The organism is Sphingosinicellaceae bacterium (assembly GCA_019285715.1).
In the GTDB taxonomy this organism is placed as follows: domain Bacteria; phylum Pseudomonadota; class Alphaproteobacteria; order Sphingomonadales; family Sphingomonadaceae; genus Glacieibacterium.
The window spans coordinates 3,305,966-3,329,954 of sequence record CP079108.1; the positions used below are offsets into that span (position 1 = coordinate 3,305,966).

General features: G+C 67.9%; 14 protein-coding genes. 7 read left to right on the forward strand and 7 right to left on the reverse strand.

What is annotated here, in order from left to right; all coding sequences use genetic code 11:
* Positions 1-3 precede the first annotated feature (3 nt).
* The gene (locus KX816_15110) at positions 4-2,466 is read right to left on the reverse strand and encodes a TonB-dependent receptor (protein QXQ05549.1); all 2,463 of its coding nucleotides are present in this window, start codon (positions 2,464-2,466) and stop codon (positions 4-6) included.
* A 147-nt stretch (positions 2,467-2,613) separates the two neighbouring features.
* Between KX816_15110 and gluP the strand changes: the two genes are divergently transcribed.
* From gluP to KX816_15135, 5 genes are all read left to right on the forward strand, one after another.
* Complete coding sequence (gluP, locus tag KX816_15115; GenBank protein QXQ05550.1) at positions 2,614-3,828, forward strand: glucose/galactose MFS transporter; 1,215 nt, start codon at positions 2,614-2,616, stop codon at positions 3,826-3,828.
* The gene (locus KX816_15120) at positions 3,825-4,844 is read left to right on the forward strand and encodes a LacI family DNA-binding transcriptional regulator (GenBank protein QXQ05551.1); all 1,020 of its coding nucleotides are present in this window, start codon (positions 3,825-3,827) and stop codon (positions 4,842-4,844) included. Before gluP ends, KX816_15120 begins: the two co-directional genes overlap by 4 nt.
* 171 nt (positions 4,845-5,015) lie before the next feature.
* Entirely contained in the window at positions 5,016-7,907 is a 2,892-nt protein-coding gene (locus KX816_15125; GenBank protein QXQ05552.1) for a TonB-dependent receptor, read from the forward strand.
* Positions 7,907-9,409: a Tat pathway signal protein gene (locus KX816_15130; GenBank protein QXQ05553.1), complete on the forward strand. Its 1,503-nt coding sequence runs from the start codon at positions 7,907-7,909 to the stop codon at positions 9,407-9,409. Before KX816_15125 ends, KX816_15130 begins: the two co-directional genes overlap by 1 nt.
* Positions 9,406-11,676 (forward strand): glycoside hydrolase family 3 C-terminal domain-containing protein, encoded by a 2,271-nt coding sequence (locus KX816_15135; GenBank protein ID QXQ05554.1) that lies wholly within the window; start codon positions 9,406-9,408, stop codon positions 11,674-11,676. The genes KX816_15130 and KX816_15135 overlap by 4 nt, the downstream gene beginning before the upstream one ends.
* A gap of 31 nt (positions 11,677-11,707) precedes the next feature.
* Here the strand turns inward: KX816_15135 and KX816_15140 are convergent, their stop codons facing one another.
* Complete coding sequence (locus KX816_15140) at positions 11,708-13,720, reverse strand: discoidin domain-containing protein (GenBank protein ID QXQ05555.1); 2,013 nt, start codon at positions 13,718-13,720, stop codon at positions 11,708-11,710.
* 242 nt (positions 13,721-13,962) lie between these two features.
* Here KX816_15140 and KX816_15145 point away from each other — a divergent pair, with 242 nt between their 5' ends.
* Both KX816_15145 and KX816_15150 read left to right on the forward strand, forming a co-directional pair.
* Positions 13,963-16,674: a TonB-dependent receptor gene (locus KX816_15145; GenBank protein QXQ05556.1), complete on the forward strand. Its 2,712-nt coding sequence runs from the start codon at positions 13,963-13,965 to the stop codon at positions 16,672-16,674.
* A 35-nt stretch (positions 16,675-16,709) separates the two neighbouring features.
* On the forward strand, positions 16,710-17,708 hold the full coding sequence (locus KX816_15150; GenBank protein QXQ05557.1) for an arabinan endo-1,5-alpha-L-arabinosidase: 999 nt from the start codon (positions 16,710-16,712) through the stop codon (positions 17,706-17,708).
* On the opposite strand, the gene KX816_15155 is transcribed toward KX816_15150, so the two are convergent.
* From KX816_15155 to KX816_15175, 5 genes are read right to left on the reverse strand one after another with little or no spacing between them, the layout of a single operon-like run.
* Positions 17,705-18,709 (reverse strand): arabinan endo-1,5-alpha-L-arabinosidase, encoded by a 1,005-nt coding sequence (locus KX816_15155; protein QXQ05558.1) that lies wholly within the window; start codon positions 18,707-18,709, stop codon positions 17,705-17,707. The two genes, KX816_15150 and KX816_15155, sit on opposite strands and share 4 nt — an antisense overlap.
* 26 nt (positions 18,710-18,735) lie before the next feature.
* Positions 18,736-20,283 (reverse strand): alpha-N-arabinofuranosidase, encoded by a 1,548-nt coding sequence (locus KX816_15160; protein ID QXQ08607.1) that lies wholly within the window; start codon positions 20,281-20,283, stop codon positions 18,736-18,738.
* Between the two features lie 13 nt (positions 20,284-20,296).
* A complete protein-coding gene (locus tag KX816_15165; GenBank protein ID QXQ05559.1) occupies positions 20,297-21,223 on the reverse strand; it encodes a Gfo/Idh/MocA family oxidoreductase in 927 nt (308 codons plus the stop codon).
* A 2-nt stretch (positions 21,224-21,225) separates the two neighbouring features.
* A complete protein-coding gene (locus KX816_15170) occupies positions 21,226-22,221 on the reverse strand; it encodes an FAH family protein (GenBank protein ID QXQ05560.1) in 996 nt (331 codons plus the stop codon).
* A 16-nt stretch (positions 22,222-22,237) separates the two neighbouring features.
* Positions 22,238-23,773 (reverse strand): aldehyde dehydrogenase (NADP(+)), encoded by a 1,536-nt coding sequence (locus KX816_15175; protein ID QXQ05561.1) that lies wholly within the window; start codon positions 23,771-23,773, stop codon positions 22,238-22,240.
* Between the last annotated feature and the right edge of the window lie 216 nt (positions 23,774-23,989).

Genomic DNA, 23,989 nt, shown 5'->3' on the forward strand with positions numbered 1-23,989 from the left:
AGGTCAGAAGTTGACGCGGACCCGGCCACCGAACGTACGCGGGGCCTGGAGGTTGGACAGGAACACCGGCGCATAGCGCGTTGGGCCGAAGGTCGATGCGTTGGTGCGGATGTGGCCGTCCTCGACGTTCTGGACGAAGCCTTCGATCATCCACTTGTCCTCGGCGGGCGTGTAGCGCAGCGCGATATCGCTGCGGGTGTAGGCCTTCTGCTTGTCGAAGTCAGACCCGTAATAGACCGGCACACCGTTGACGACGCGGTTGGTCCGGTCGCCGTCGAAGAAGCTCAGCCAGCTGCGCGTCTCGTAGTGGATGGTGCCGCGCGGCGTGATCGTGCCGCCGTTCGCGAGGTGGAAGTCGTGCTCGTAGGTCGCGGTCATCGAGAAGCGCGGCGCGTGAGCGAGTTCGTTGCCCTTCAGGTCGCGCTGGTTGAGCACGTTGCCGGCATCGTCGAAGCGTCCGTCGACGGTGATCAGCGTCTTCAGCTTGGTCTTCTGCACGGTCGCCGACACCTGCAGGCGGTCGTCGTCGGTCAGGTTGGCGACGGCTTCGGCCTCGAAGCCGTAGGCGGTCGCGCCCTTGGCGTTCTCGGTGACGATCTGCGAGGCGATGGTGTTGCCCGCGCTGTCGAGCGTGTTGCGGACCTGGTTGACCTGGTAGCCCTTGAAGTCGGAATAATAAGCCGCGAGGTTGAGGGTCAGCTTGCGGTCGAACAGGCGCGACTTGAGGCCGACTTCGTAGTTGGTGATCGTCTCCGGCCGCGTCGTCTCGCCGCCGTCCTGGATGTTACCACCCTTGAAGCCGGTGCTGACGCTGGCGTAGCCGAGCATGCCCGGCATCAGGTCGGCGTCGACGCGGGCGAGCCAGCTAAGCTTGTTCCAGTGGCCCTTCACGTCGTTGCTGGAGATCGCGAACGCGCCGCCCTGCGCGTTGAGCAAAGCCACCAGTTCCTCCGCCGTGGCGTGCGGGAACTGGCCGAAGATGTTGACGTTGCAGGGGCCGGTGTCCGGGCAGCCGAACGCGGTCACGTTGCGTCCGCCGACGTCCTGCTTGGTGTCGTGGGTGTAGCGCAGGCCACCGGTGGCGCGCAGCCAGTCGGTCGCATGCCACGTCACCTGGCCGAAGCCGGCGAGCGAGTCGATCTCGCGGTCGGCCTGGATGAAGCTGCCGACGAAAGCGCGGGTGCTGCTGCCGCGGTAACCGTCGCGCTGGTCGACGTCGAAGCGGATCTTGTTCTTCTCGTGGCTGTAATAAGCGCCGGCGATCCAGTCGATGACGTTGTCGCCCGACGACTTGAGCTGGAATTCGTGGCTCATCGAATCGTAGCGCGAGTTGATCGTCGCGTTCTGGCCGAAGCCGCCGAGGTACAGCAACTTGCCGGTCTCGGGATCGAAGCCGCCGGTCGGCGGCAGGGCGCCGGCATCGGCGTCGGTCTGGGTGCTGCCGCCGAGGCGCGAGAAGCCGGCGATGTAGGTCGCCTGGATGCCGTCGCTGATCTGGTAGTCGATCGTGCTGCGCAGCGCGACCGAGTAGCGGTCGGTGTCGGGGGCGGTGTCAGACAGCGTCGACCAGCGCCTGGTGCCGGCGCGGGGCGTCTGCAGCAGGCCGATGACCGGCGCGCCGTTGTCGAGGAAGCCCTCGGCGCTGAGGTTCCAGGTCAGCCGGTCGGTCGGCTTCCACAGCATGCTGACACGGCCGGTCTGCTGGTCGCGGGCGTAGTAGCGCTTGCCCGAGGTGATGTAGGCGGCGGGGTCGATGCCGGGCACGTTCGGGGCCGGCTGGTAGCTGGCATAGCCGTCGTTACGCTCGGTCGCGAAGGCGATGCGGAAGGCCAGATTGTCGGTGACCGGCAGATTGATCGCGCCGCGGCTGCCGAAGCGCTTGTAGTCGCCCGCGACCGCCTCGACGTAGCCGTGGACGCCGTCGAAGTTGGGCTTGGCGGTGATGAAGCTCAGCGCGCCGACGGTGGCGTTGCGGCCGAACAGGGTGCCCTGCGGCCCGCGCAGCACTTCGACGCGCTCGAGGTCATAGGCGAGCAGCGAGGCGCCCTGGGCGCGCGGGCTGTAGACGCCGTTGATGTAGATCGCGACCTCCGGGTCGGCGACTTCGGTGTAGGCGCTGTCGTTGCCGATGCCGCGGAGCGTCAGCAGCACTGCCGACTGGTCGCCTTGCTGGGTGAACTGCAGGCTGGGAACGAAGCGCGCGAGGTCGGTGACGTCGCGGACCTGCTGGCGGTCGAGGGTCGCCTGGCTGAACGCCGACACCGCGATCGGGGTCGACTGCAGGTTGGTCTCGCGGCGGGTCGCCGTGATGATGATGTCGCCGGCGTCGGCAACGGCGACGTTGGCCGGCGTGGCCGGGTTTTGGGCCTCGGGCGGCGGACCGGCAGGAGCGACCGTGGTCTGCGCCATGGCGGTGCCCGACAGCAGCGAAGCCGTCAATGAAATCGCAAGAACTCGGTAATTCATTCTCAATTCCTCCCGGAAACGCCCTCGATGTGGCTTGCCGGCTTCATCTTTCGCTCCGACATCGATGTCAAACGTCAATGACAGCGATGTCACGAAAATTAGTAAGGTGTATTTCCGAAGCCACAGTCCCGCTGTAAGGCTGGTGTCATGGGGAGCGGGGTGGCGAGCGACACGGCGGCGGGGGATGGTGCGCGGGTCACCGCGCGCCTGTTCATGCTGTCGATCGGGGTGTTCTTCATCGGCGGCTTCCTGACCGCGCTGGTCAGCCTGCTGGTGCCGCGCTTCAAGGCGATCGCCGGGATCGGCTATGCCGAGGCGTTGCTGGTGCAATTCGCCAGTCACGCCAGCTACCTGGTGTTCGCGGTGCCGATCACGCTGGTCATCGTTCGCTCCGGCTATATGCGCTCGATCGCCACCGGGCTGGGCATCATGGCGGTCGCCTGCCTGGCGCTGGCGGCGGCGAACTCGGCGCAAGCCTTTGCGCTGGTGCTCGGCGCGCTGCTGCTGCTGTCGCTCGGGATCACTTTCCTGCAGATCGCAGCCAACACTGTCGTTGCTGTCGTCGGACCCGCGACCGGCTCGGCGGCGCGGCTGACGCTGCTGCAGGGCTTCAACTCGCTCGGCACGGTGCTCGGGCCACTGCTCGGCGCGTCGCTGCTGCTCGGCGATACCAGCGCAGGGGCGGTCGGCTTGCCCTTCCTGATCGGAGCCGGCATCCTCGCCGTGCTGGCGCTCGCGTTCCTCGCGCAGCGCAACCTGCTGCCCAGGTCCCCATCCGAAGCCGACCACCGCCCTAGCCCCCGCCACCTCCGCGCCGCACTCCGGGACCGACGGTTGGTCGGGGGGACCGCGGCGATCTTCGCGTATGTCGGCGCAGAGGTCACCATCGGCGCTCTGCTGGTCAATTACCTGATGCGCACGGATATCCTCGGGGTCGGCCCGGTCGCTGCGGGGCGCATGGTCAGCCTGTACTGGGGTGGCGCGATGGTCGGGCGCTTTGTCGGTGCGGCGCTGCTGCAGCGCGTGTCGCCGCCGCTGGTGCTGGCGGCCAGCGGGGTCGCCGCGGCGCTGCTGACCGGCGTGGCAAGTTTCGCCACCGGCTGGACCGGAGCCGGGGCGCTGCTCGCGGTCGGCCTGTGCAATTCGGTGATGTACCCGACGATCTACGCGCTCGCGCTGCCCGCCGACCGCCGTGCCGCCCCGGTCGCGTCGATGCTGCTGTGCATGGCGGTGGTCGGCGGCGCAGTCATCCCGGTGCTGACCGGAGTCGCCGCCGATGCTGCCGGCCTCGGCCCGGCGCTGCTGCTGCCCGCCGTCTGCTACCTCGGCATCGCTGCCTTCGCGCGCAGCTGCCGGGCATGAGGCCGATCACCCTCAAGGACGTCGCGCTGCGGGCCGGGGTCTCACCCAAGACCGTGTCCCGCGTCATCAACGGCGAGCAGCACGTCCGCCCGGAGGTCCGCGAGGCGGTGCAGCGCATCGTCGACCAGCTCGACTACCGCCCCAACGCCTTCGCCCGCAGCCTGTCGAGCTCGCGTTCATACCTGCTCGGCCTGTTCCTCGACGACCCCGGCTCGGGCTATGCCGCCGACCTGCAGCTCGGGGCGCTGCTGCGCTGCCGCCAGCGTGGCTATCACCTGGTGGTCGAGCCGCTCGACGTGTCGGCGCCGACGTGGACCAGCCAGGTTCTCGACAGCATTCGCGCGCTGCGCATCGACGGTGCGATCCTGACTCCGCCGATCTGCGACGACCCGGCGCTGCTCGACCTGCTCGACAAGGAAGGCCTGCCCTACGTGCGGATCTCGCCACGCGGCGACCCCGAGCGCTCCGGCCTCGTCGAAATGGACGACCGCGCCGCCGCCGCCCGGATGACCGAATATCTGATCGGCCTCGGCCACCGCGACATCGGCTTTATCAAGGGTGACCCCGCGCATTCGGCCTCGCTCAAGCGCTTCGAGGGCTTTGGCGACGCCATGGCCAGGGCCGGACTGACCCCCCATCCGGACCACATCCGCGAGGGCGATTTCTCGTTCCGCTCCGGGCTGAACCTCGGCAGCGAGATGCTGTGCGCAGCGACGCTGCCGACGGCGATTTTTGCCAGCAACGACGACATGGCGCTCGGCGTGCTGATCACTGCAATCCGCCTCGGCATCGGCGTTCCCGACCGGCTGTCGGTGGCGGGCTTCGACGATGCCCCGACCTCGCGCGCGGCGTGGCCACAGATCACCACCATCCGCCAGCCCAAGGCCGAGATGGCGGCGGGCGCGGTCGATATTCTGGTTGATCCGCAATACCGGACCCACCCGACCGATGCCATCTTCAAGCGCCGCCTCGACTACGCGCTGGTCGAACGCCTGAGCACCGCCCGCCGAGCCTGAGCCGGCCACAGCCTGTCACCCGCAAGCCACAGTCGACGCTCGTTACAGGTGCGTAAGCGGAACGCCCGACCCGTTTCGTTGGTGTAGTGGCACACGCAACAAATGTTGCGGAAAAAGCCGCGACCGGGTGATGGATGGAATGTCCGGGCCCGAGCACCAAGGGGTAGGACGATGCACAGCAGAACTCTCGCGCGCTATTTCGCCACCGTCGGGCTGATCGCCGCCGCGGTCCCGGCTTATGCCCAGCTGACCACCGGCATCATCCGCGGCAGCATCAGCAACGCCGCTGCGCCCGCGCCCGGCGCGACCGTCGTCGCCACCGATGTCAGCAGCGGCTTCACGGCGCGCACGACTGCAGGCGCGAACGGCAATTATGCCCTGCCAGGCCTGCGCCCCGGCACCTACGACATCGCGTTCGACGCCGGCGGCGTGAAGACCGCGCGCCGCGTCACCGTCGGCGTCGGCCAGTCCGCGACCCTCGATATCGACGTCGCGCCGACCACCAGCGGTCCCGACATCGTCGTCACCGCCGGGCAGCTGGTCGAGACCAAGACCTCCGAGATCGGCACCAACGTCACCACCCGCCAGATCGAGAATCTGCCCCAGTCGAGCCGCAACTTCCTCAACTTCGCCCAGCTGGCGCCCGGCGTGCGGACCAGCACCAACGAGCTCCGCAAGACCTTCTCGGGCGGCGGCGTCAGCGAGGACCCCAACGGCGAGAACCTCGCCAGCCCGCAAATCAACGTCTTCATCGACGGCGTCAGCCTGAAGTCGAACATCCAGCAGGGCGGCCTCGTCGGGCAGGATTCGAGCCGCGGCAACCCGTTCCCGCAATCGGCGGTGCAGGAGTTCCGCGTCCTGTCGTCGAACTACAAGGCCGAATACGAGGACGCCGGCACCACCGTCATTACCGCCGTCACCAAGAGCGGCGGCAACCAGTTCCACGGCGAGGCCTTCGGTTTCTACCAGGACAAGAACCTGCGCGAGAAGGATTATTTCCAGAAGAAGAACGACCTTCCGAAGGACGATTTCAAGCGCAAGCAGTACGGCTTGTCGCTCGGCGGCCCCATCATCAAGGACAAGCTCAACTTCTTCGTGTCGTACGAGGGCAACGACGAGAACCGCGTCCAGACGGTGCTGCTCGGCAACCGGACGCCCGATAACATCACGCGCTTTGGCAAGTACGAGGGCAGTTTCCTGCAGCCGTTCCGCGAGAAGCTGGCGTTCGGCAAGCTCAGCTTCCAGCCCGACGACGTTAACACCGTGGAGCTGTCCGGCAGCTTCCGGCAGGACAAGGAGACCGCGGGCTTCGGCGGCGCGACTGCGCAGGAAGCCGCGTCGCTGACCAAGAACGACGTCTACACCGGCAATCTGCGCTGGCAGTACAAGCGCGAGGACTTCCTCAATGAGGCGACGGTCGACTATCTCTACTACCGGTTCCTGCCGACCTCGCTGAACCCCGATCTGGTCGGCCAGGATTTCCAGGGCGTCGTCCGCATCGGCGGTCGCGATACGGTGCAGAACGTCGTCCAGAAGGGCCTGACGCTGCGCGACAATGTCACGCTGTCGAACATCGATCTGTTCGGCGGCAACCACGTCATCAAGTTCGGCGGCAAGGTCTCCTTCCAGAAATACAGTGTAAACAACGACATCAGCGGCAACCCGCTGTTCAGCTACCGCATCGATGCGACGCAGAACGAGGACTTCACCCAGCCGTTCGAGGCGAAGTTCGGGCTCGGCGACCCGCAGGTCACCGCCAAGGATACCCAGATTGGCGTCTTCGCGCAGGACGACTGGGAGATCACGGACAAGCTGACCATGAACATCGGCCTGCGCTGGGACTATGAGAGCAACGCCAAGAACAACGGCTATGTCACCCCGCCCGATGCGGTCACCGCACTGCGCTCGCTGGAGACCAGCCTCGCCGGCCAGGGCAGCAACTACCGCGCCGACGACTACATCTCGACGGGCAACAACCGGAAACCCTATCTGAAGGCATTCCAGCCGCGCATCGGCTTCTCGTACGACCTGAACGACGACCAGCGCACGGTGTTCTTCGCCGGCTTCGGACGCTATTTCGACCGCACGCTGTTCCGCAACGCTGCCGAGGAAAGCCTGCTGCGCCAGTTCGTGCTGCGCACCTTCGAATTCTCCAAGGACGGTCTGCCGCGCAACAACCAGCCGACCATCCTGTGGAACGACAGCTACCTCAGCCGCGAGGGCCTGGAGGGCCTGATCGCGACCAGCGTCGCCCCGAACGGCGAGCTCCGCGTCATCCGCAACGACACCCGGCCGCCGCGCACCGACCAGTTCAGCATCGGCGTCCGCCAGAAGATCGGGCGGCTGCAGACCTCGCTCAGCTACCAACACATCAACGCCGACGGCCAGGTCGGCTATTTCCCCGCCAACCGCTCGGTCGCACGTAACGCCAGCGGATTTTACGACTTTATCGCGGTGCCGGGCTTCTCCAACGTCGTCGCACTAACCCAGGCTCGCGCCAGCAAGTACGACGGCATCTTCCTGACCGTCGACAAGCCCTACACCCGCGCCTCCGGCTGGGGCATGAACGTCGCCTACACGATGGCCTTCTCGAAGGAGCGCGGCTACTCGTTCAACTTCGACTTCCCCGACGTCGCCAGCCAGCCGTTCCGGCCCAACGCCGGCGACGAACGCCACCGCGTCGTCTTCTCCGGCATCGCCGACCTGCCGTGGGACGCGCAGATCTCGACCCTGATGGTGATCGGCTCAGGCCAGCCGTTCTCGGTCACCGATGCGAGCCGGGGTTTTGGCGAGAACCTGGTCATCGGCAACTACGGCAAGCCCAAGAGTTTCCGGCAGGTCGACGTCCGGCTGGCGAAGAATATCCGCTTCGGGGCTGACAAGGACGGCGAGGGCGGGTATCGCCTGCAACTCACCGCGGAGGTCTTCAACCTGTTCAACCGAGCCAACTTCGGCGGCTACGACAGCTTTATCGGACCCGGCGGCAACCCGAGCTTCGGGACCCCGAACGCGCTCGACGGCCCGCCGCGCAGCTTCCAGTTCGGCGCGCGCTTCACCTTCTGATGCCACCAGCGAGCGCCGGTCCCTGGGCGCTCGACCGCCGTACATTGCTTTCCGGGCTCGCCGCGACCGGCCTCGCGGCGACGCTGCCCGGCTGCCAGACCGTCGGCGAGAGCCTCGGCGCGATCAAGCGGGTCGTGTCGGGCGGCGGCGAGGTGCCAAAGGGCCCGGAGGTCGACGCCTTCCTCGATGACGTCCAGCGCCGCACCTTCAACTATTTCTGGGAAACCACCGAACTCAATCGCGGCCTCGCGCCCGACCGTTTCCCGACGCCGTCGTTCGCCAGCATCGCCGCGATGGGCTTTGCGCTGACCGGCTTCGTCATCGGCGTCGAGCGCGGCTACGCTCCCCGCGCGGAGGCCGCCAAGCGCACGCTGGCGATGCTCAAGTTCCTGTCCGCCGCGCCGCAGGGCCCCGAGGCCGACGACCGTGTCGGCTATTACGGTTTCTTCTATCATTTCCTCGATACTCGCGACGGCATGCGCTTCGAGAAGTGTGAGGTGTCGACGGTCGACACGGCGCTGCTGATGATGGGCGTGCTGCTGGCGATGACCTATTACGACGCGCCTGAGGAAGCCGAGATCCGCAAGCTGGCGGACGACCTGTACCGCAAGGTCGACTGGCGCTGGGCGATGACCCGCGGCGCGGTAATCTCGATGGGCTGGACCCCCGAGGCCGGCTTCATCGCCTACGACTGGGAGGCCTATAACGAGGGCATGCTGGTCTACATTCTCGGGCTCGGCGCCCCGGTCTATGCGCTCGAACCCGCCAGCTGGACCGCATGGAGCGCTAAGCTCGCGACCTACTGGACCGACTCCGGCGACCTGTCGCAGCTCCGCTTCGGGCCGCTGTTCGGTCACCAGTACAGCCACGTCTGGATCGATTTCCGCGAGATCCAGGACGCCTTCATGCGCACAAAGGGCATCGATTACTTCGAGAACAGCCGCCGTGCCACGGTTCAGCACCGCAATTACGCGATGGCCAATCCCGACGGCTGGCGCGGCTACGGGGCGAACCAGTGGGGCCTGACCGCCTGCGACGGCCCGACCGACATCGAGCTCGAGGTCGACGGCGCGAGCCGCCGCTTCCGCTCCTACTCGGCCCGCGGCGTCGGTGATTTCGACGACGGCACCATCGCCCCGACCGCGGCCGGCGGCTCGATGCCGTTCGCACCGGAGATCTGCCTGCCCGCGCTGATGGCGATGAAGGCCCGCCACGGCGACGACCTGTACGGCGCCTACGGCTTCCTCGATGCCTTCAACGAGACGTTTGTCAGCGAAATCCGGCTCAAGCATGGCCGCGTCGTGCCGGACAAGGGCTGGTTCGACGACGATTACATTGGCATCGACCAGGGTCCGATCCTGGCGATGATCGAGAACCACCGCACCGGTCTCATCTGGACCATCATGCGTCGCAACCCTTACATTCGCGCTGGCCTGACCCGTGCCGGCTTCACTGGAGGCTGGCTCAAGACGTCGGCCGCGCCCGCACAGGCCGCGGCATGATCAGCCGTCGCAACATCATAAAGCTCGGTGGTGCCGCCGCCGTCGGTGCCGCCCTGTCCCGCCCCGCCTTTGGCCTCGCACTCGGCCCCGGCCCCGCCGTGCCCCCCGCCGTCGACGCGCTGATCGCGCGCATGACCATCGCCGAGAAGGCCGGCCAGCTTACCCTGATGCCCTCAGCCATCGGTGGCGGCGCGGCGACCAAGCTCAACCCCGGCATCCCGTCGAGCATCACCGGGCAGCTTGCCGCCGCCCGCGCCGGGCAGCTGACCGGCATCTTCAACGGCGCCGGCGTCGACTGGCACCGCCGTCTCCAGCGGGAGGCGCTGCGCAGCCGCCTCGGCATCCCGCTGGTTTTCGCCGCCGACATCATCCATGGCCACCGCACCGTATTCCCGGTCCCCTTGGGTGAAGCCGCCAGCTTCGAACCCGACCTCGCCCGCCGCACCGCGCGCGTCGCCGCCACCGAGGCCGCCGCCGCCGGCATCGACTGGACCTTCGCACCGATGGTCGATATCGCCCGCGACGCCCGCTGGGGTCGCGGCGTCGAAGGCGCCGGCGAGGACGTCTACCTCGGGCGGCAGTTCGCTGCCGCGCGGGTCGCCGGCTTCCAGGGCGACGCGCTCACCGACAACGACGCGGTCGCCGCCTGCGCCAAGCACTTCGCCGCCTACGGCGCGGCCGAGGCCGGGCTCGACTACAACGGTGCCGACGTCTCCGAGCGGACCCTGCGCGAGACCTATTTCCCGCCCTTCGAGAGCGCCTTCGAGGCCGGTGCCGCAACCGCGATGGCCGCCTTCAACGACGTCGCGGGCGTCCCCGCCACCGCCAACCGCTGGCTGCTGTCCGACGTGCTTCGCGGCGAGTGGAACTTCACCGGGCTGGTGGTCTCCGACTATACCGGGGACGAGGAGCTGATCGCGCATGGCGTCGCCGCCGACGGGCGCGACGCGGCCCGCCTCGCGATACTCGCGGGCGTCGACATGTCGATGGCCAGCGGCCTCTACCTCCAGCATCTGCCCGGGCTGGTCGCCGACGGCCTCGTCCCAATGGGCCGCGTCGACGAGGCCGTTCGCCGGGTGCTGGCACTCAAGGCGCGCCTCGGCCTGCTCGAGGACCCCTACCGCCGCCTGTCCCCGAGCCGCGAGAAATCGAAGGTGCGGACTCCGGCCAACCTGGCGCTCGCTCGCGACGCCGCGCGCCGGTCGGTGGTCCTGCTCAAGAACGAGGGCGACCTGCTACCGCTGAAGACCGAAAGCCAGCGCATCGCCCTGATCGGGCCGTTCGCGTCGGGCCAGCATGATCTGATCGGGCCGTGGTGCGTCTACGGCGACGACAACCAGTCGATCGACCTCGCGACCGGGATCCGCGCCGCGCTCAAGGACCCCAAGCTGCTCACCGTCACCGAGGGCTCGAAAGTCGACACCGCGACCCGCGAAGGTATCCAGGAGGCGGTCCACGCCGCCCGCCGCGCCGACGTCGTGGTGCTCGCGCTCGGCGAGACCGCGAGCATGTCGGGCGAAGCCCAGTCCCGGACCAGCGTCACGATCCCCGCCGCCCAGATCGCGCTTGCCGAGGCCGTCGCCGCCGCTGGCAAGCCCGTCGTCGTGGTCCTCAAGAACGGCCGCGCGCTGGCACTGGACGGTGCAGTACTCGGCGCGCCGGCGATCCTCGTCAGTTGGTTCCTCGGCTCGGCGACCGGCCCGGCGCTTGCCGACGTGCTGTTCGGACTCCACGGCCCCTCGGCCCGCCTGCCGGTCAGTTTCCCGCGCGAGTCCGGGCAGGAACCCTATTATTACGACCACAAGCCGACCGGCCGCCCCAACCCTCCCGGGCCGCTGGAGGCGTTCAAGGCGCACTGGCAAACCGGGCCGCACGAGGCGCTGTTCCCCTTCGGACACGGGCTGACCTATGGCCGGATCGGCTACAGCGGGCTCGATGTCGGCGGCGGCAAGCTAGCGGCCGACGGTCGCCTCGCGGTGTCGGTCAAGGTCGCCAACACCGGCACCCGCGACGCCGAGGAGGTCGTGCAACTGTACATCCGCGACCAGGTCGCCAGCACCACGCGCCCGGTCCGCCAGCTCAAGGGCTTTCGAAAGGTCGCACTCGCCGCCGGAGCCAGCGCCACCGTCGGCTTTACGCTGAGCCGCGCCGACCTGCTGTACGTCGGCCTCGACGAGAAGCCGATCGTCGAGCCGGGCCTGTTCGACATCTGGATCGGGCCGTCGGCGGTCGGGGGGCTAAAGGGCAGCTTCGAACTGCTCGCCTAGAAACGCCGGGGTTTGATCGCCCTTCCCGCTCCTAGAACAGCTTGAACTCGACCAGCCTGACCTGCTTGCCCGCCTGCGGCTGCAGCACCACGCGCACCCGTCTCGCCTCCCGCTCTGGCCAGGGGATCCCGGTCACGCCATTTGGGAGCGGCGGGGCGCTCGTGTCGGCGGGAACCGAGCGCCACGCCCCGTCCCGCCAGGTTTCGAGCCGGTAGCTGGCGGGAGTCGCGAACGCCTTGCCATCGCCGAAGAACGCCAGCTCCGCCCCGGCCACCGGCATCGCGCGCCCGAGATCGACCGCGAACCACGCCTCCCCCGACCCCGCCTTGGTTTTCCAGCCATTCGGGCTTTCCGGGAAGAACATCACCCGCCCGTCGACGGCGTCATGGACCATCTCGGCGCTCGCATCGTTCGACGCGCTCGGCTTCGGGAACTGCCCCCGCACAAGCTCGACCGCGAGGTCGATCGGACGCGCGATCGGCGGCGGCGCGAGGCGCGTCACCGGCACGACGATCCGCGACAGCGTCGCCGCCGACCCCGCCAGCGCGCCGTCGACATAGACCGCAAGCCCGGCGCGACCACCGAAGCGCGTGCCGCCGCGGTCGTAGACGACGGTCACCAGATGCCCATGATACGGCACGTCCTGCGCGATGAACCAGCTCATCGCGACAGGGTCGCGCGGTGCGTCGACGGCGAGCGGATCGACCTCCAGCACGTCGCCCTCGCGCGGCCGGATTCCGACGACGCCGCCCAAGATCAGGTCGTCGAACCCCGAGTGGAAATAATGGTGGCTGCGCGCCAGCCCGACGATCGGCTTGCCCGTGGCGGGGTCATAGTCCTCCTCTAGATCAAGGCGGTCGCCTTGGAAATGCAGCCGCGCATACTGGCGCAGCAGCCGGATATACTCAGACCGGGTGACATCGTGCTGCCGGTAGTCCCGGATCAGATTGCCCATCGCGAGGAGAACCTGGGTCGTCTGGAACGGCCAGACCGGGCCGTTCCACTGACACTCGCGCAGGCCGGTCGGCTTGTCGTAGCGATATTGGCGCATGTAATATCGATAGCTCGGCTCGACCGTCCGCAATCCAAAGGCGCCGCCGAGTTCGGTGGGTGCGAGGTGCTTCCAGGCCGCGGCGTAGCGCGCCTCGTCCGCCGGCAGCCCGAAGGTCCACGGCAAATAGCCGACGAGTTCGCGGCCACGGATCGGGTCCCAGGCGCGGACTTGATCGTTGCCGACCTGGTACCGGTCGATGAAGTGCGTCAGGCCGGGGCTCCAAAGCGACGCCTCGAGGTGGTCGCGGAGGCTGGCGGCGCGGGCCGCATAATCGGCAGCGGTCGCGCTATCGCCAGACAACGCCGAGAGCCGTGAGATCGCGCGCGCGTTGGCGAACATGTAGGCGTTGATGGAAGGCCGGAACGCCTGCCCGCCCCTGAAGCCGTCGATGCCGCCCGACGCATCGATCGAACTGATGGTGTACTCGGTCGCGTCGAGCAACGGCTCGATCCAGTAGAGCTGCCGGTCGAAGTCGAAGCGCTCGTCCCACAAGGCGTACGTCTGGCGCATGACGGGGAGGTGCCTTGTCGCCGCCGTGAGGTCGCCGTCGACGAGGAAGCGCGCATAGGTCGCGTCGGCGATCGCCTCGCTGAAGTGCCGATCATTGCCACCCTGCTCGTGGAGGAAGTCAATGTAATCGCCTGCGTATCGCCGGTCGCGGAGCCATCGTCCCTCGGCGATATGGAAGCCCGAGGCGTCGTTGAGGCTGGCGTAGGGCTCGCGCTGCCAGCCGACGTCGTCGAGGAATTCGGTGGTGATGAAGCCGAGCGTGCCGAGATCGCGCTGGTGCGCACGGAACACCGCCCAGCGGTAATAATAGACCGAGTCGAGGGTCGCGTCAGACGAGGCGAACAGCGGGATGTTGACGCGGTACCAGGCGGCGTCGTTGCCGAAGCGTGCGCTCAGCACCGCCTCCGGGTCGAGCCGCTGGGCCGACTGCCCGCCCGGTGCGGCGGCGGTTACGCCCAACGCGAGGAGTCCGAGCGCCATGGTGCGTACCCACAGACGGGCAGAGAGCGCAAGGCGCACCGAATGCTTCACTTCTCTCGTCTCCGGCGCACAGGGATGGGCAGCCCGCCCAGCATAACGTGATAAATTAACATCACCCACCAATTTCTTGTCGGAGTAGTTCTGCCTTTCCGCTTGTTCTTCCCCTGAACGCGCTCTAGCGCTTGTCCAAGTAATGCGTGGAAGCCGGTTCAATCGGCGTCGCGGCCATTGGGGAGATTCGAATGATCGACAACCGGCTCATGAGGTCCGTCTCGACGCTGGCAATGGTGCTTGCGGTGACCGCGGCAGGCGGCGCCGCCGCCCAGACCACCGGCAGCGTCACCGACACCGCCCCCTCGACTTCGGTCAGCGATGCCCCGGGAGCGGCGCCGGGCCGCACCACCGCCGCTCCCGCCGCAGCCGACGACGAGATCATCGTCACCGGCGTCCGCGCCAGCCTGAAGACCGCGCAGGCGACCAAGCGCAACTCCATCCAGGTCGTCGACTCGATCGCGGCCGAGGACATCGGCAAGCTGCCCGACAACACCGTGTCCGACGCCCTCCAGCGCGTCACCGGCATCCAGGTGACGCGTGCCAGCGGCGAGGCAACTTCGGTCCAGCTCCGCGGCCTCCCGGACATCGAAACCTACATCAACGGCCGCGAGACCTTCACCGGCACCGGTCGCGGCGTCGCGCTGGCGGACATCCCGGCCGAGCTCGTCGCCGGCATCGACGTCTACAAGACCAGCACCCCGGACCAGATCGAGGGCGCCATCGCCGGCTCGGTCGACATCCGCCTGCGCCGTCCCTTCGACTTCGACGGCCTCCAGGTCGCCGGCGGCGCCCGCGCCATCTACGGCGACCAGGCCAAGAAGTGGAGCTACATCGGCAGCGGCCTCGTCAGCAACCACTGGACCAGCAAGAGCGGCCAGGAGTTCGGCGTGCTGATCGGCGCGTCCTACAATCGTCGCAAGTACGAGGACCAGATCGCCTTCAACTTCGGCTTCAACCCGCTCACCAGCGCCGCGACCGGCAACGCCCCGTTGCTGATCCCCGACACCGTCGGCGGCCAGGTCATCGACGGCGACCGCCGGCGCATCGGCGGCAACATCGCGCTGCAATGGAAGCCGACCCCCGACCTCGAGATCTACGCCGATGGCCTGTTCACCGGCTACCGCAACAACTACGACATCGACTTTTTCGTCGGGCTGCCCAAGGCTGGCGACGTCGTCGCGACGACGGTCCAGGCCGGTTCGCCGGGCTCCGAGACGGTCAACGGGGTCGCCGCGACGGTCACGACTCGCAACAACTTCACGATCAGCAGCGAGCAGACCTTCAAGCAGAAGACGGACGGTTACCAGGGCAACGTCGGCGCCCGCTGGCACACCGGCCCGGCGACCCTGTCGACCGAACTCACCTACGACTACAGCAAGGTGACCAGCCAGCAGCTCGTCCTCGATACCGCCTATGTCGTGCCGCAGGTCGACTATAACTTCACCGGGCGGACGCCGAGCATCAACTTCAACGGCTTCGACGTCACCAACCCTGCCATCCTCAACCTCAACACGCTGTTCGACAACAGCAACGAGGCGACCAGCAAGCACATCGCCTGGCGCGGCGACCTCAACTACGATCTCGGCGACGGCTTCTTCCGCAACTTCAAGATCGGCGCGCGCTACTCACGGCGTACCGGCGAGTCCGGCGGCACCAACGGCACCGGTTTCGGGCTCGGCTTCCTGCCGGGCTCGCAGTTCCCGGACCTGGCCAAGAACTCCGCCGACAGCATTATCGACGGCAAGCTCGGCGTCGACAATTTCGCGCTCGCGAGCAGCGGTTTCCTTCGTGACAACATCGAGCAGCTGCGGACCCTTGCCGGTCTCCCGGTCGCCGGTCGCGCCTTCGACCCTGCACTGTCGTTCAGCCTCAAGGAGCGCGTCTATGCGGTCTACGGCGAAATCGGCTACGGCTTCGACGCCGGCTCGGTTCCCATCTCGGGCGTGTTCGGCCTGCGTGCCGTCAATACTGTCACCGGTATCGAGGCGACCGAGCTCGACGCGAACGGCAACGAATTGCCGATCAGTGGCCGTCGCAACGACCTCGACCTGCTGCCGAGTTTCACCTTGAAGGCACAGCTGCTCGATAACGTCGTCGGGCGCGTCATCGCCGGCAAGTCGATCCTGCGTCCGCAGTTCGCCCAGCTCAACCCGGCGACCAGCCTGACCCAGCTCGGCATCACCGGGGGCGCTTTCGGCAGCGGCACCGGTGGCAACGCCGAGCTCAAGCCGGTCACCTCAAAGAACCTCGACGTGACCTTGGAGTGGTATTTCTCGAGCACCGGGTCGGTGACCCTCGGCGGTTTCTACAAGCGCCTCGACAATTACATCCAGACCTATGCGTCGCAGGAAGTCTTCAACGACCAGAACGGCCTGCCGCAGACTTTCCTGGTGGCTCGCCCCCGTAACGCCGGCAAGGGGACCCTCAAGGGCATCGAAGCCGGCTACCAGCAGTTCTTCGACTTCCTGCCGGGTCCGCTCGCCGGTTTTGGCGCGCAGGCCAATTTCACGCTGGCCGACGGCAAGGTCGCGGCCCCGCCGACAGCGACCGGGGCTGCCGGTGGCAATCAGGCGATCACCTCGACGTCGAAGTACAGCTACAACGTCGTCGCGATCTACGAGAAGTACGGTTTCTCGGCCCGGCTCGCCTACAACTGGCGCTCGAAGTACACCGACAGCTATTCGGATGCCTATGCCGGCGGCAAGATCGTGGTCGAGCCGCTCAAGTACCTCGACTTCTCGGCGAGCTATGCGGTGACCCCGGCGATCACCCTAACCGTCGACGCGACCAACCTGCTCAAGGAAACCTACCACGACAGCTTCGGCACCTCGGGGTACACGCCGCGCGACACCCGCCAGTACGACCGGACCTTCGGCGCGGGTGTCCGCGTCCGCTTCTAGTCGGGGGACCTGAGCGGGGTGGACGGAGCCTGACGATGATGTCGACGACAAGACTGTGGGCGGTGGTGGCAAGCAGCCTCATCGCCCACGCCGCCCCTGCCGCCAGCGAGCCGGCGACGGCGGGCGACGTCACCCCGGTCCACGATCCGTCGATCATCAAGGCGGCCGACGCCTACTACGTCTTCTCGACTGGGCAGGCCGCCGACGCCACCGGGCTGCTCCCGATCCGGACGTCGAAGGACCTCGTCAACTGGACGCTCGCCGGCAAGGTCTTCGACCAGATTCCCGCGTGGGCGAGAGCGCAGATCCGCGGCGTGAAGGGGCTGTGGGCCCCCGATATTTCGCAGGTCGGCGGCGCCTACAGGGTCTATTACAGCGCCTCGACCTTCGGCAGCAACACGTCCGCGATCGGGCTGGCGACCGCGACGACGCTCGATCCAAAGGCTCCCGGAGCGGGTTGGACCGACCAGGGCGTGGTGATTTCGTCGGGCCGCAAGGACGACTATAACGCCATCGACCCGGCCTTGTTCGTCGACAGCGACGGCAGCGAGTGGATGGTTTTCGGCAGCTTCTGGACCGGCATCAAGCTGGTCCGCATCGACCCCGCCACCGGCAAGGTCTCGACCACCGACCCGACCGTCCATGCGCTCGCCCGCCGGGTTCGCCCGGGCGCGATCGAGGCCCCGTACCTCGTCCACCGCGGCGATTATTATTATCTGTTCGCGTCGTTCGACTTCTGCTGCCGGGGCGCGGCGAGCACCTACTACACCGCGGTTGGGCGGTCGAAGGCGGTCACCGGCCCGTATCTCGACTACGACGGGAAGCCGATGCTCGATGGCTTCGCGCAGATCGTCCTGCACGGCGACCTCGACAAGACCAAGCGCTGGAAGGGGCCGGGGGGCGGCACGGTTCTCCACGACGGCGACAAATGGTACATTGTCCACCACGCCTACGACGCGCAGAACAAGGGCGTGCCGGCGCTGCGGGTGACCCCGATCGGGTGGACGGCGGACGGCTGGCCGGCACCGCGTTAATAATCCGCGACCGGCCAACCGTCAGCGCCCCAGCTGACCGGCGCGACGCGCAGCGTCGGCGCTCCGTGATTCTGCTTGTCATAGGCGTGGTAGACGACATAGTCCTTGCCGTCGGTGTCGTGCAGGAAGCCGGGGTGGCCGGGGCCGCGAAAGCGCTCCTTCTCCTGCAGGTCGGCACGGAGGAAGATGCTCCCCTCGCCGTCCATCAGCTTGCTGCCGTCCTTGCCGAGATACGGCCCGCGGATGTCCTTCGAGCGGCCGACGACGGTGTAATAGGTGCTGTTCACGCCCTTGCAGCAATAGTCGTACGAGGCGAACAGGAAGTAATAGCCGCCGTGGTCGACGATGAACGGGGCCTCGACCGGGGCCGGGCCGCCGACAGGGGCGTGGCGGCGGACGAGCGAGAACGGCTTGGCGGCGGGGTCGCGGGGCTTGCCGGTGGCGGGGTCGAGCGTGAACAGCTTGATCCCGGTCCAGAAGCTGCCGAGCGCCAGCCAGTGCTTGCCCTGCCGGTCGATGACATGGTTCGGGTCGATGGCGTTGAAGTCGTCGCTCTCGTTCGACATCACGACCATGCCCTCGTCCTTCCAGCCGTAGCCGGGGGCCTTGGGGTCGAGCGTCGGGCTGGTGGCCAGGCCGATCGCCGAGCGGTTCGAGCCGAAAGTCGAGACCGAATAATACAGGTGATAGCGGCCGTTCCAGAACGAGATGTCCGGCGCCCACATGTCCTTGCTGCCGGGGATGGCCGCGAGGGCCCAGTCCGGAACCTTGGCGAACAGCGGTGCCTGCGCGGTCCAGTTGACCAGGTCGGGCGAGGTCTTCGACGACAGCCCGGTGCCGAAGACGTAGTAGGTCCCGCCCTCGCGCGCGATTACCGGATCATGCGTCGGCACCAGGTCGCCGGTCAGGCGGTCGTTGAGCTTGCCCGCCGGCTGGGCGTTGGCGGTCGTCGACAGCAACACAGCCGCAAGCGCGCCCCGGATGAGGTTACGGTAGGCCATCGTCGTCTCCCCAAGTGTCGCTTGCGTCAGCGCAGGTCGAGCATCACCACCGACTTCGGCGGCAAGGTCACGGTCAGCGTGCCGTTCGCGAGCTGCGCCCCGTCGAAGGGGGCGGGCTTGACCGCTCCCGGCAGCTCGAAGCTGTTGAGCGCGTTCATCGCCGGCGCGGTCAGCACCTGGCCAGTGACGGCGCTAGCGGTCACCCCGGCCAGCGTCGTGGTCACCGTCACTGCCTTGTTCGGATCGAGGTTCGCCAGACCGACATGGACCTTGCCGCTCGTGTCCCGCACCGCCGAGGCACTGACCGCGGGCATCGTCCACTGATCCTTGTTGTACCACGGCGACTTGAGCTCGATCGGCAGCACCGTCGCGCCCATGTAGGGACGGTACATCGCGAAGACATGATAGGTCGGCGTCAGCACCATCTTGTCGTCCTTGGTCAGGATCATCGCCTGCAGGACGTTCACCATCTGGGCGATCGCGGTCAGCTTCACGCGGTCGGCATGATGCGCGAAGATGTTGAGGTTGACCGCCGCGACCAGGGCATCGCGCAGCGTGTTCTGCTGCTGGAGGAAGCCCGGGTTGGTCCCCGGCTCACCCGCGAACCACGTGCCCCACTCGTCGACGGCAAGCCACAGCTTCTTCTGCGGATCGACCTTGTCCATCTCGGCGCCGTGCCTGGTGATCAGCTCGTCCATGCGGCCGGTCTCGGACAAGGTCTCGGCCCAGCCGGTCTCGTCGAACTGGGTGGCGGAGGCGCGCGGCGGCCAGTGGCCGGGGATCGTGTAGTAATGCAGCGATAGGCCATCGACCTGCTTGGCGGTTTCGCGCGCCATCACGGCGGTCCAGTTATAATCGTCGGTGTTGGCGCCGCTCGCGATCTTTAGGATCTTGGTGCCTATCGGGGTTTTGATGAAGGTCGCGTAGCGCCGCGTCACGTCGGCGGCGTACTCCGGCCGCATGTTGCCGCCGCAGCCCCACAGCTCGTTGCCGATGCCGAAGTAGGGCAGCTTCCACGGTGCCTTGTGGCCGTTCCTGGCGCGCTCGTCGGCAAGGGTACCGCTAGGCGAGGTGATGTACTCGACCCACTCGGCCATTTCCTGCGGGGAGCCGTTGCCGACGTTGCCCGAGATATAGGCTCGGGCGCCGATCTGCTCGGCTAAGTCCATGAATTCGTGGGTCCCGACCGCGTTCGGCTCGGTGACGCCGCCCCAGTTGGTGTTGATCTTGACCGGGCGCTTGGCGCGCGGCCCGATGCCCTCCCGCCAGTGATATTCGTCGGCGAAGCAGCCGCCCGGCCAGCGGATGACCGGCACCTGCAGCGCCCGCAGCGCGCCGACGACATCGTTCCTGAAGCCCCGCGTGTTGGGGATCTTCGAGTTCGGCCCGACCCACAGGCCGCCGTAGATGCCGGTGCCGAGGTGCTCCGCGAACTGTCCGAAGATCTCGCGGCTGAAGACCGGGCCGGGCTGGTCGGCGTGGATGGTTAGCGCGGCGGTTACGGGTGCCTGCGCGGTAGCGGGAGCGACGGCCAGGGTCGCGAGGCCGAGCGCGAGGGCGATGCGCCATCCCATTCCGTTCACGCCATCAATCATCGAACGCCTCCACGATGTCGCGCTTGCCGCTCAGGAAGGCGTCCGCGACCAGGCGCAGGGGCGCGGTGTCGACCTCGCTGCGATGCTCGTGGACCAGGGTCGCGAAGCGCTCGTACAGCTCGGGATACTCGCGCTCCTCGAGGTGCTGGGTGCCGGTCGGCAGGTCCAGAACCGCGCCGCCCGACGACAGCTTGCAGGTGCCGGCGTCGGTCTCGACGGTGATGTCCCAACTCTGCGGGCCGGTCTGGCGCCAGTCGAGATCCATGGTGATCGCGGTGCCGGCGGTGTCGCGGAAGGCGAGGTCGGCGGCGATCGGCGCGGCGCGGTTGGCGGGCAGCGACAGCGTCGCGGACTTGAGAAAGAACGGGTTGGGCAGGATGTGCGTCGCGATCGACAGCGCGTTGATGCCGGGATCGAAGACGCCGAGGCCGCCCGCTTCCCAGATCCACGCCTGCCCCGGATGCCAGACCCGGACGTCCTCGCGCCAGACGATCGCGACCGACTTCAGTTTGCGCTCTGCCAGCCACGCTTTGGCCGGCTCGACCCCGGGGGCGAAGCGCGAATGCCAGCTCGCAAACAGCGTCACACTGGCCGTGTCGGCGATCGCTTCCAGCGCCGCGACCTCAGCCAGCGTCGCGCCCGGCGGCTTTTCGAGGAAGACGTGGAGGCCCGCGGCAAGCGCGGCGGCAGCGATATCGTAGCGGACCTGCGGCGGCGTGCAGATCGCCACCGCGTCGATCGGCGGGCCGCTCGCGATCAGTGCCTCGAGGGTCTTCTGGTGCGGGATGCCGGGTTCGCCGGGATCGTGCGGGCTGACCGTCGCAGTGAAGACGAAGTCGGGGTCCGCCTTGATCGCCGGGAGATGCTGGTCGCGCGCGATCTTGCCCATGCCGATAATGGCGATACGGATCGGGGCCATCTTCAGAGTGTCCTTACCGCACCGCCCGCGTCGGGCGTGGCGACCGCGAGGCGGCTGCGCAGCGGCAGGGTGAACGGCGCGGCCTCGATCTCGAAGACGTCGCCGGGCTGGGTGCGGATACCATCGGCGAACGACAGCGTCGCGGTGCCGAAGAAGTGGACATGGACGTCACCGGGCTGGCGGAACAGCGGGTATTTGAAGTGGTGCGCCTCGAGGTTCGACAGGCTGTGCGACATGTTCGCCTCGCCGCTGAGGAAGGGCTTTTCCCACAGCACCGCGCCGTCGCGGCGGATGCGGCTGGTACCGGCGAAATGCTCGGGCGGCGCGCCGACGAGCAGCTCGGGGCCGAGCGCCGCCTGACGGAGCTTGGAATGCGCGAGCCACAGGTAATTGTGGCGCTCGGTGACGTGGTCGCTGAACTCGTTGGCGAGACAGAGCCCGAGGCGATAGGGCGTCCCGTCGGGGCCGATCAGGTAGATTCCCGCTAGCTCGGGCTCCTCGCTGCCGTCCTGCGCGAACGACGGCGAGGTCAGCGCCTGCTCCGGCCCGACGAGGCTGGTGCCGTCGCCCTTGTAGAACCACTCGGGCTGCTGGCCGGTCTCGCCGTCGCCGGGCTTGCCGCCGGCCAGCCCTTCCAGGAACATCCGCATCGAGTCGGTCTGGGTCTCGGCGGCAGCGGCGTTGCGGTGCATCTGGTCCCGACCTTCCGCTGACCCGAGATGGGTCAGCCCGGTGCCGGTCATGGTCAAATGCGCCGGGTCGTCGTGGTCGATCGGGGCGAGGATTTCGCCCGCCGCGAGCGCTGCCGCGATGTCGACCGACGCCCCGGTACCGCACGCCGCGACCGCCGCCGCGAGGCCGGTGCCGGCGGTGATGGCGCGCATCGCCAGCTCCCGCATCGTGGTGACGCCGCTGACGAACGCCGCGCCGTCATCGGTCGCGGCAATCACCGAACGCACGCCCGCCGGGCTGCGGTGCTGCAGAAGGCGCAAGGTCATGCCGTAGACTCCGAGATCAGTTCGCGGAAATGCCGTCGATCAGGCGCGGCAGGTCGCCGCCATCGCGCAACGCCGCAGGGAGCAGGTCGGCGGCAAGATTCTGGTAGGACACCGGGCGCAGGAAGCGCTCGATCGCCAGGCTGCCGACCGAAGTGGTGCGGCTCTCCGACGTCGCCGGGAACGGGCCGCCGTGGACCATCGCGTGGGCGACCTCGACGCCGGTGGGCCAGCCGTTGGCGAGGATGCGGCCCGCCTTGCGCTCGAGCAGCGGCAGCAGGCGCGACGCCATCGGAACGTCCTCGGCATCCATCTGCAGGGTCGCGGTCAGCTGACCCTCGGCGTTGGCGAGAACCGACCTTAGTTCGGCCTCGTCCTTGCAGCGGACGACCAGCGACGCGGCACCGAAAATCTCGTGGCCGAGGCTCGGGTCACCCAGGAACTCGGGCGCGCCGGTCGCGAACAGCGCGGCACGGCCCCGGGCGACGCCCTCGCCGACCTTGCCCTGCGCCAGCGTCTCGACGTTGTCGTGCTTCAGCAGATGCTCGGTGCCCTGCTCGTAGGCGGCGTGGATGCCCGGCGTCAGCATGGTCGCGGCGCTCGCCTCGGCCATCGCGGTACGGGCGGCGGTCTCGAACGCGTCGAGCCCCTCGCCCTCTATCGCCAGCACGAGGCCGGGGTTGGTGCAGAACTGCCCCGCGCCCATGGTCAGCGAGCCGATGAAGGCGGTGCCGAGCGCCGCGCCGCGGGCCGCCAGCGCGTGCGGGAACAGCACAACCGGGTTGACGCTGCTCATCTCGGCATAGACCGGGATCGGGACTTCGCGCTGCTGCGCCAGCTTGACGAGGGCGAGACCACCACCGCGCGAGCCGGTAAAGCCGACCGCGGTGATGCGCGGGTCCTGCACCAGCGCCGTACCGAGGGCGTTGCCGGGGCCCTGAAGGTGCGAGAACACACCCGCCGGGAGGCCCGAGGCGGCGACCGCGGCTTGTATCGCACCGGCGATCATCGCGCCGGTGCCGGGGTGCGCCGGGTGGCCCTTGACGACGACGGTGCAGCCGGCTGCGAGCGCCGACGCGGTGTCGCCACCGGCGGTCGAGAAGGCGAGCGGGAAGTTGCTCGCGCCGAACACTGCGACCGGCCCGAGCGGGATCATGCGAAGGCGGAGGTCGGGGCGGGGCAGTGGCGCGCGGTCGGGCAGCGCGGGGTCGATGCGCAGGCCGAGCCAGGCACCGCGCTCGACGACGCCGGCGAACAGGCGGAGCTGGCCGACCGTGCGCCCGCGCTCGCCCTCGAGGCGGGGACGGGGCAGGCCGCTCTCGAGCATTGCCTGGACGATCAGCGCGTCGCCGAGCGCCTCGATCTCGGTCGCGATGCGGCGCAGGAAAGCAGCGCGGTCGGCGGTGCTGGTCTCGCGGTAGGTGTCGAACGCAGCCTCGGCGGCGGCACAGGCGGCGGCGACGTCGGCCGGACCGTCGACCTTGAACTCGGGGCCGACGGCTTCACCGGTATCGGCGGCGATCGAACGAAAAACAGACGCTGCCGAGGCCATCATCGTCACCTTGAATAGCTGATATTTGGAATACTCCGACAATAGGGTTAGACCTCGGGTAAGGCAAGATTGTCTTTCGGCCGACGCGCGGCGAGATTGCGCAAACGGCTGGGGCAGCGGAGGGAAAGTGGCGAAAACGACCGGCGATGCAGCGAGCGAAGCTGTGGCTAGTGAAATCGTGGCTGGCGAAGCCGCGTCCGGCGACCTCGGTGGCGGCGA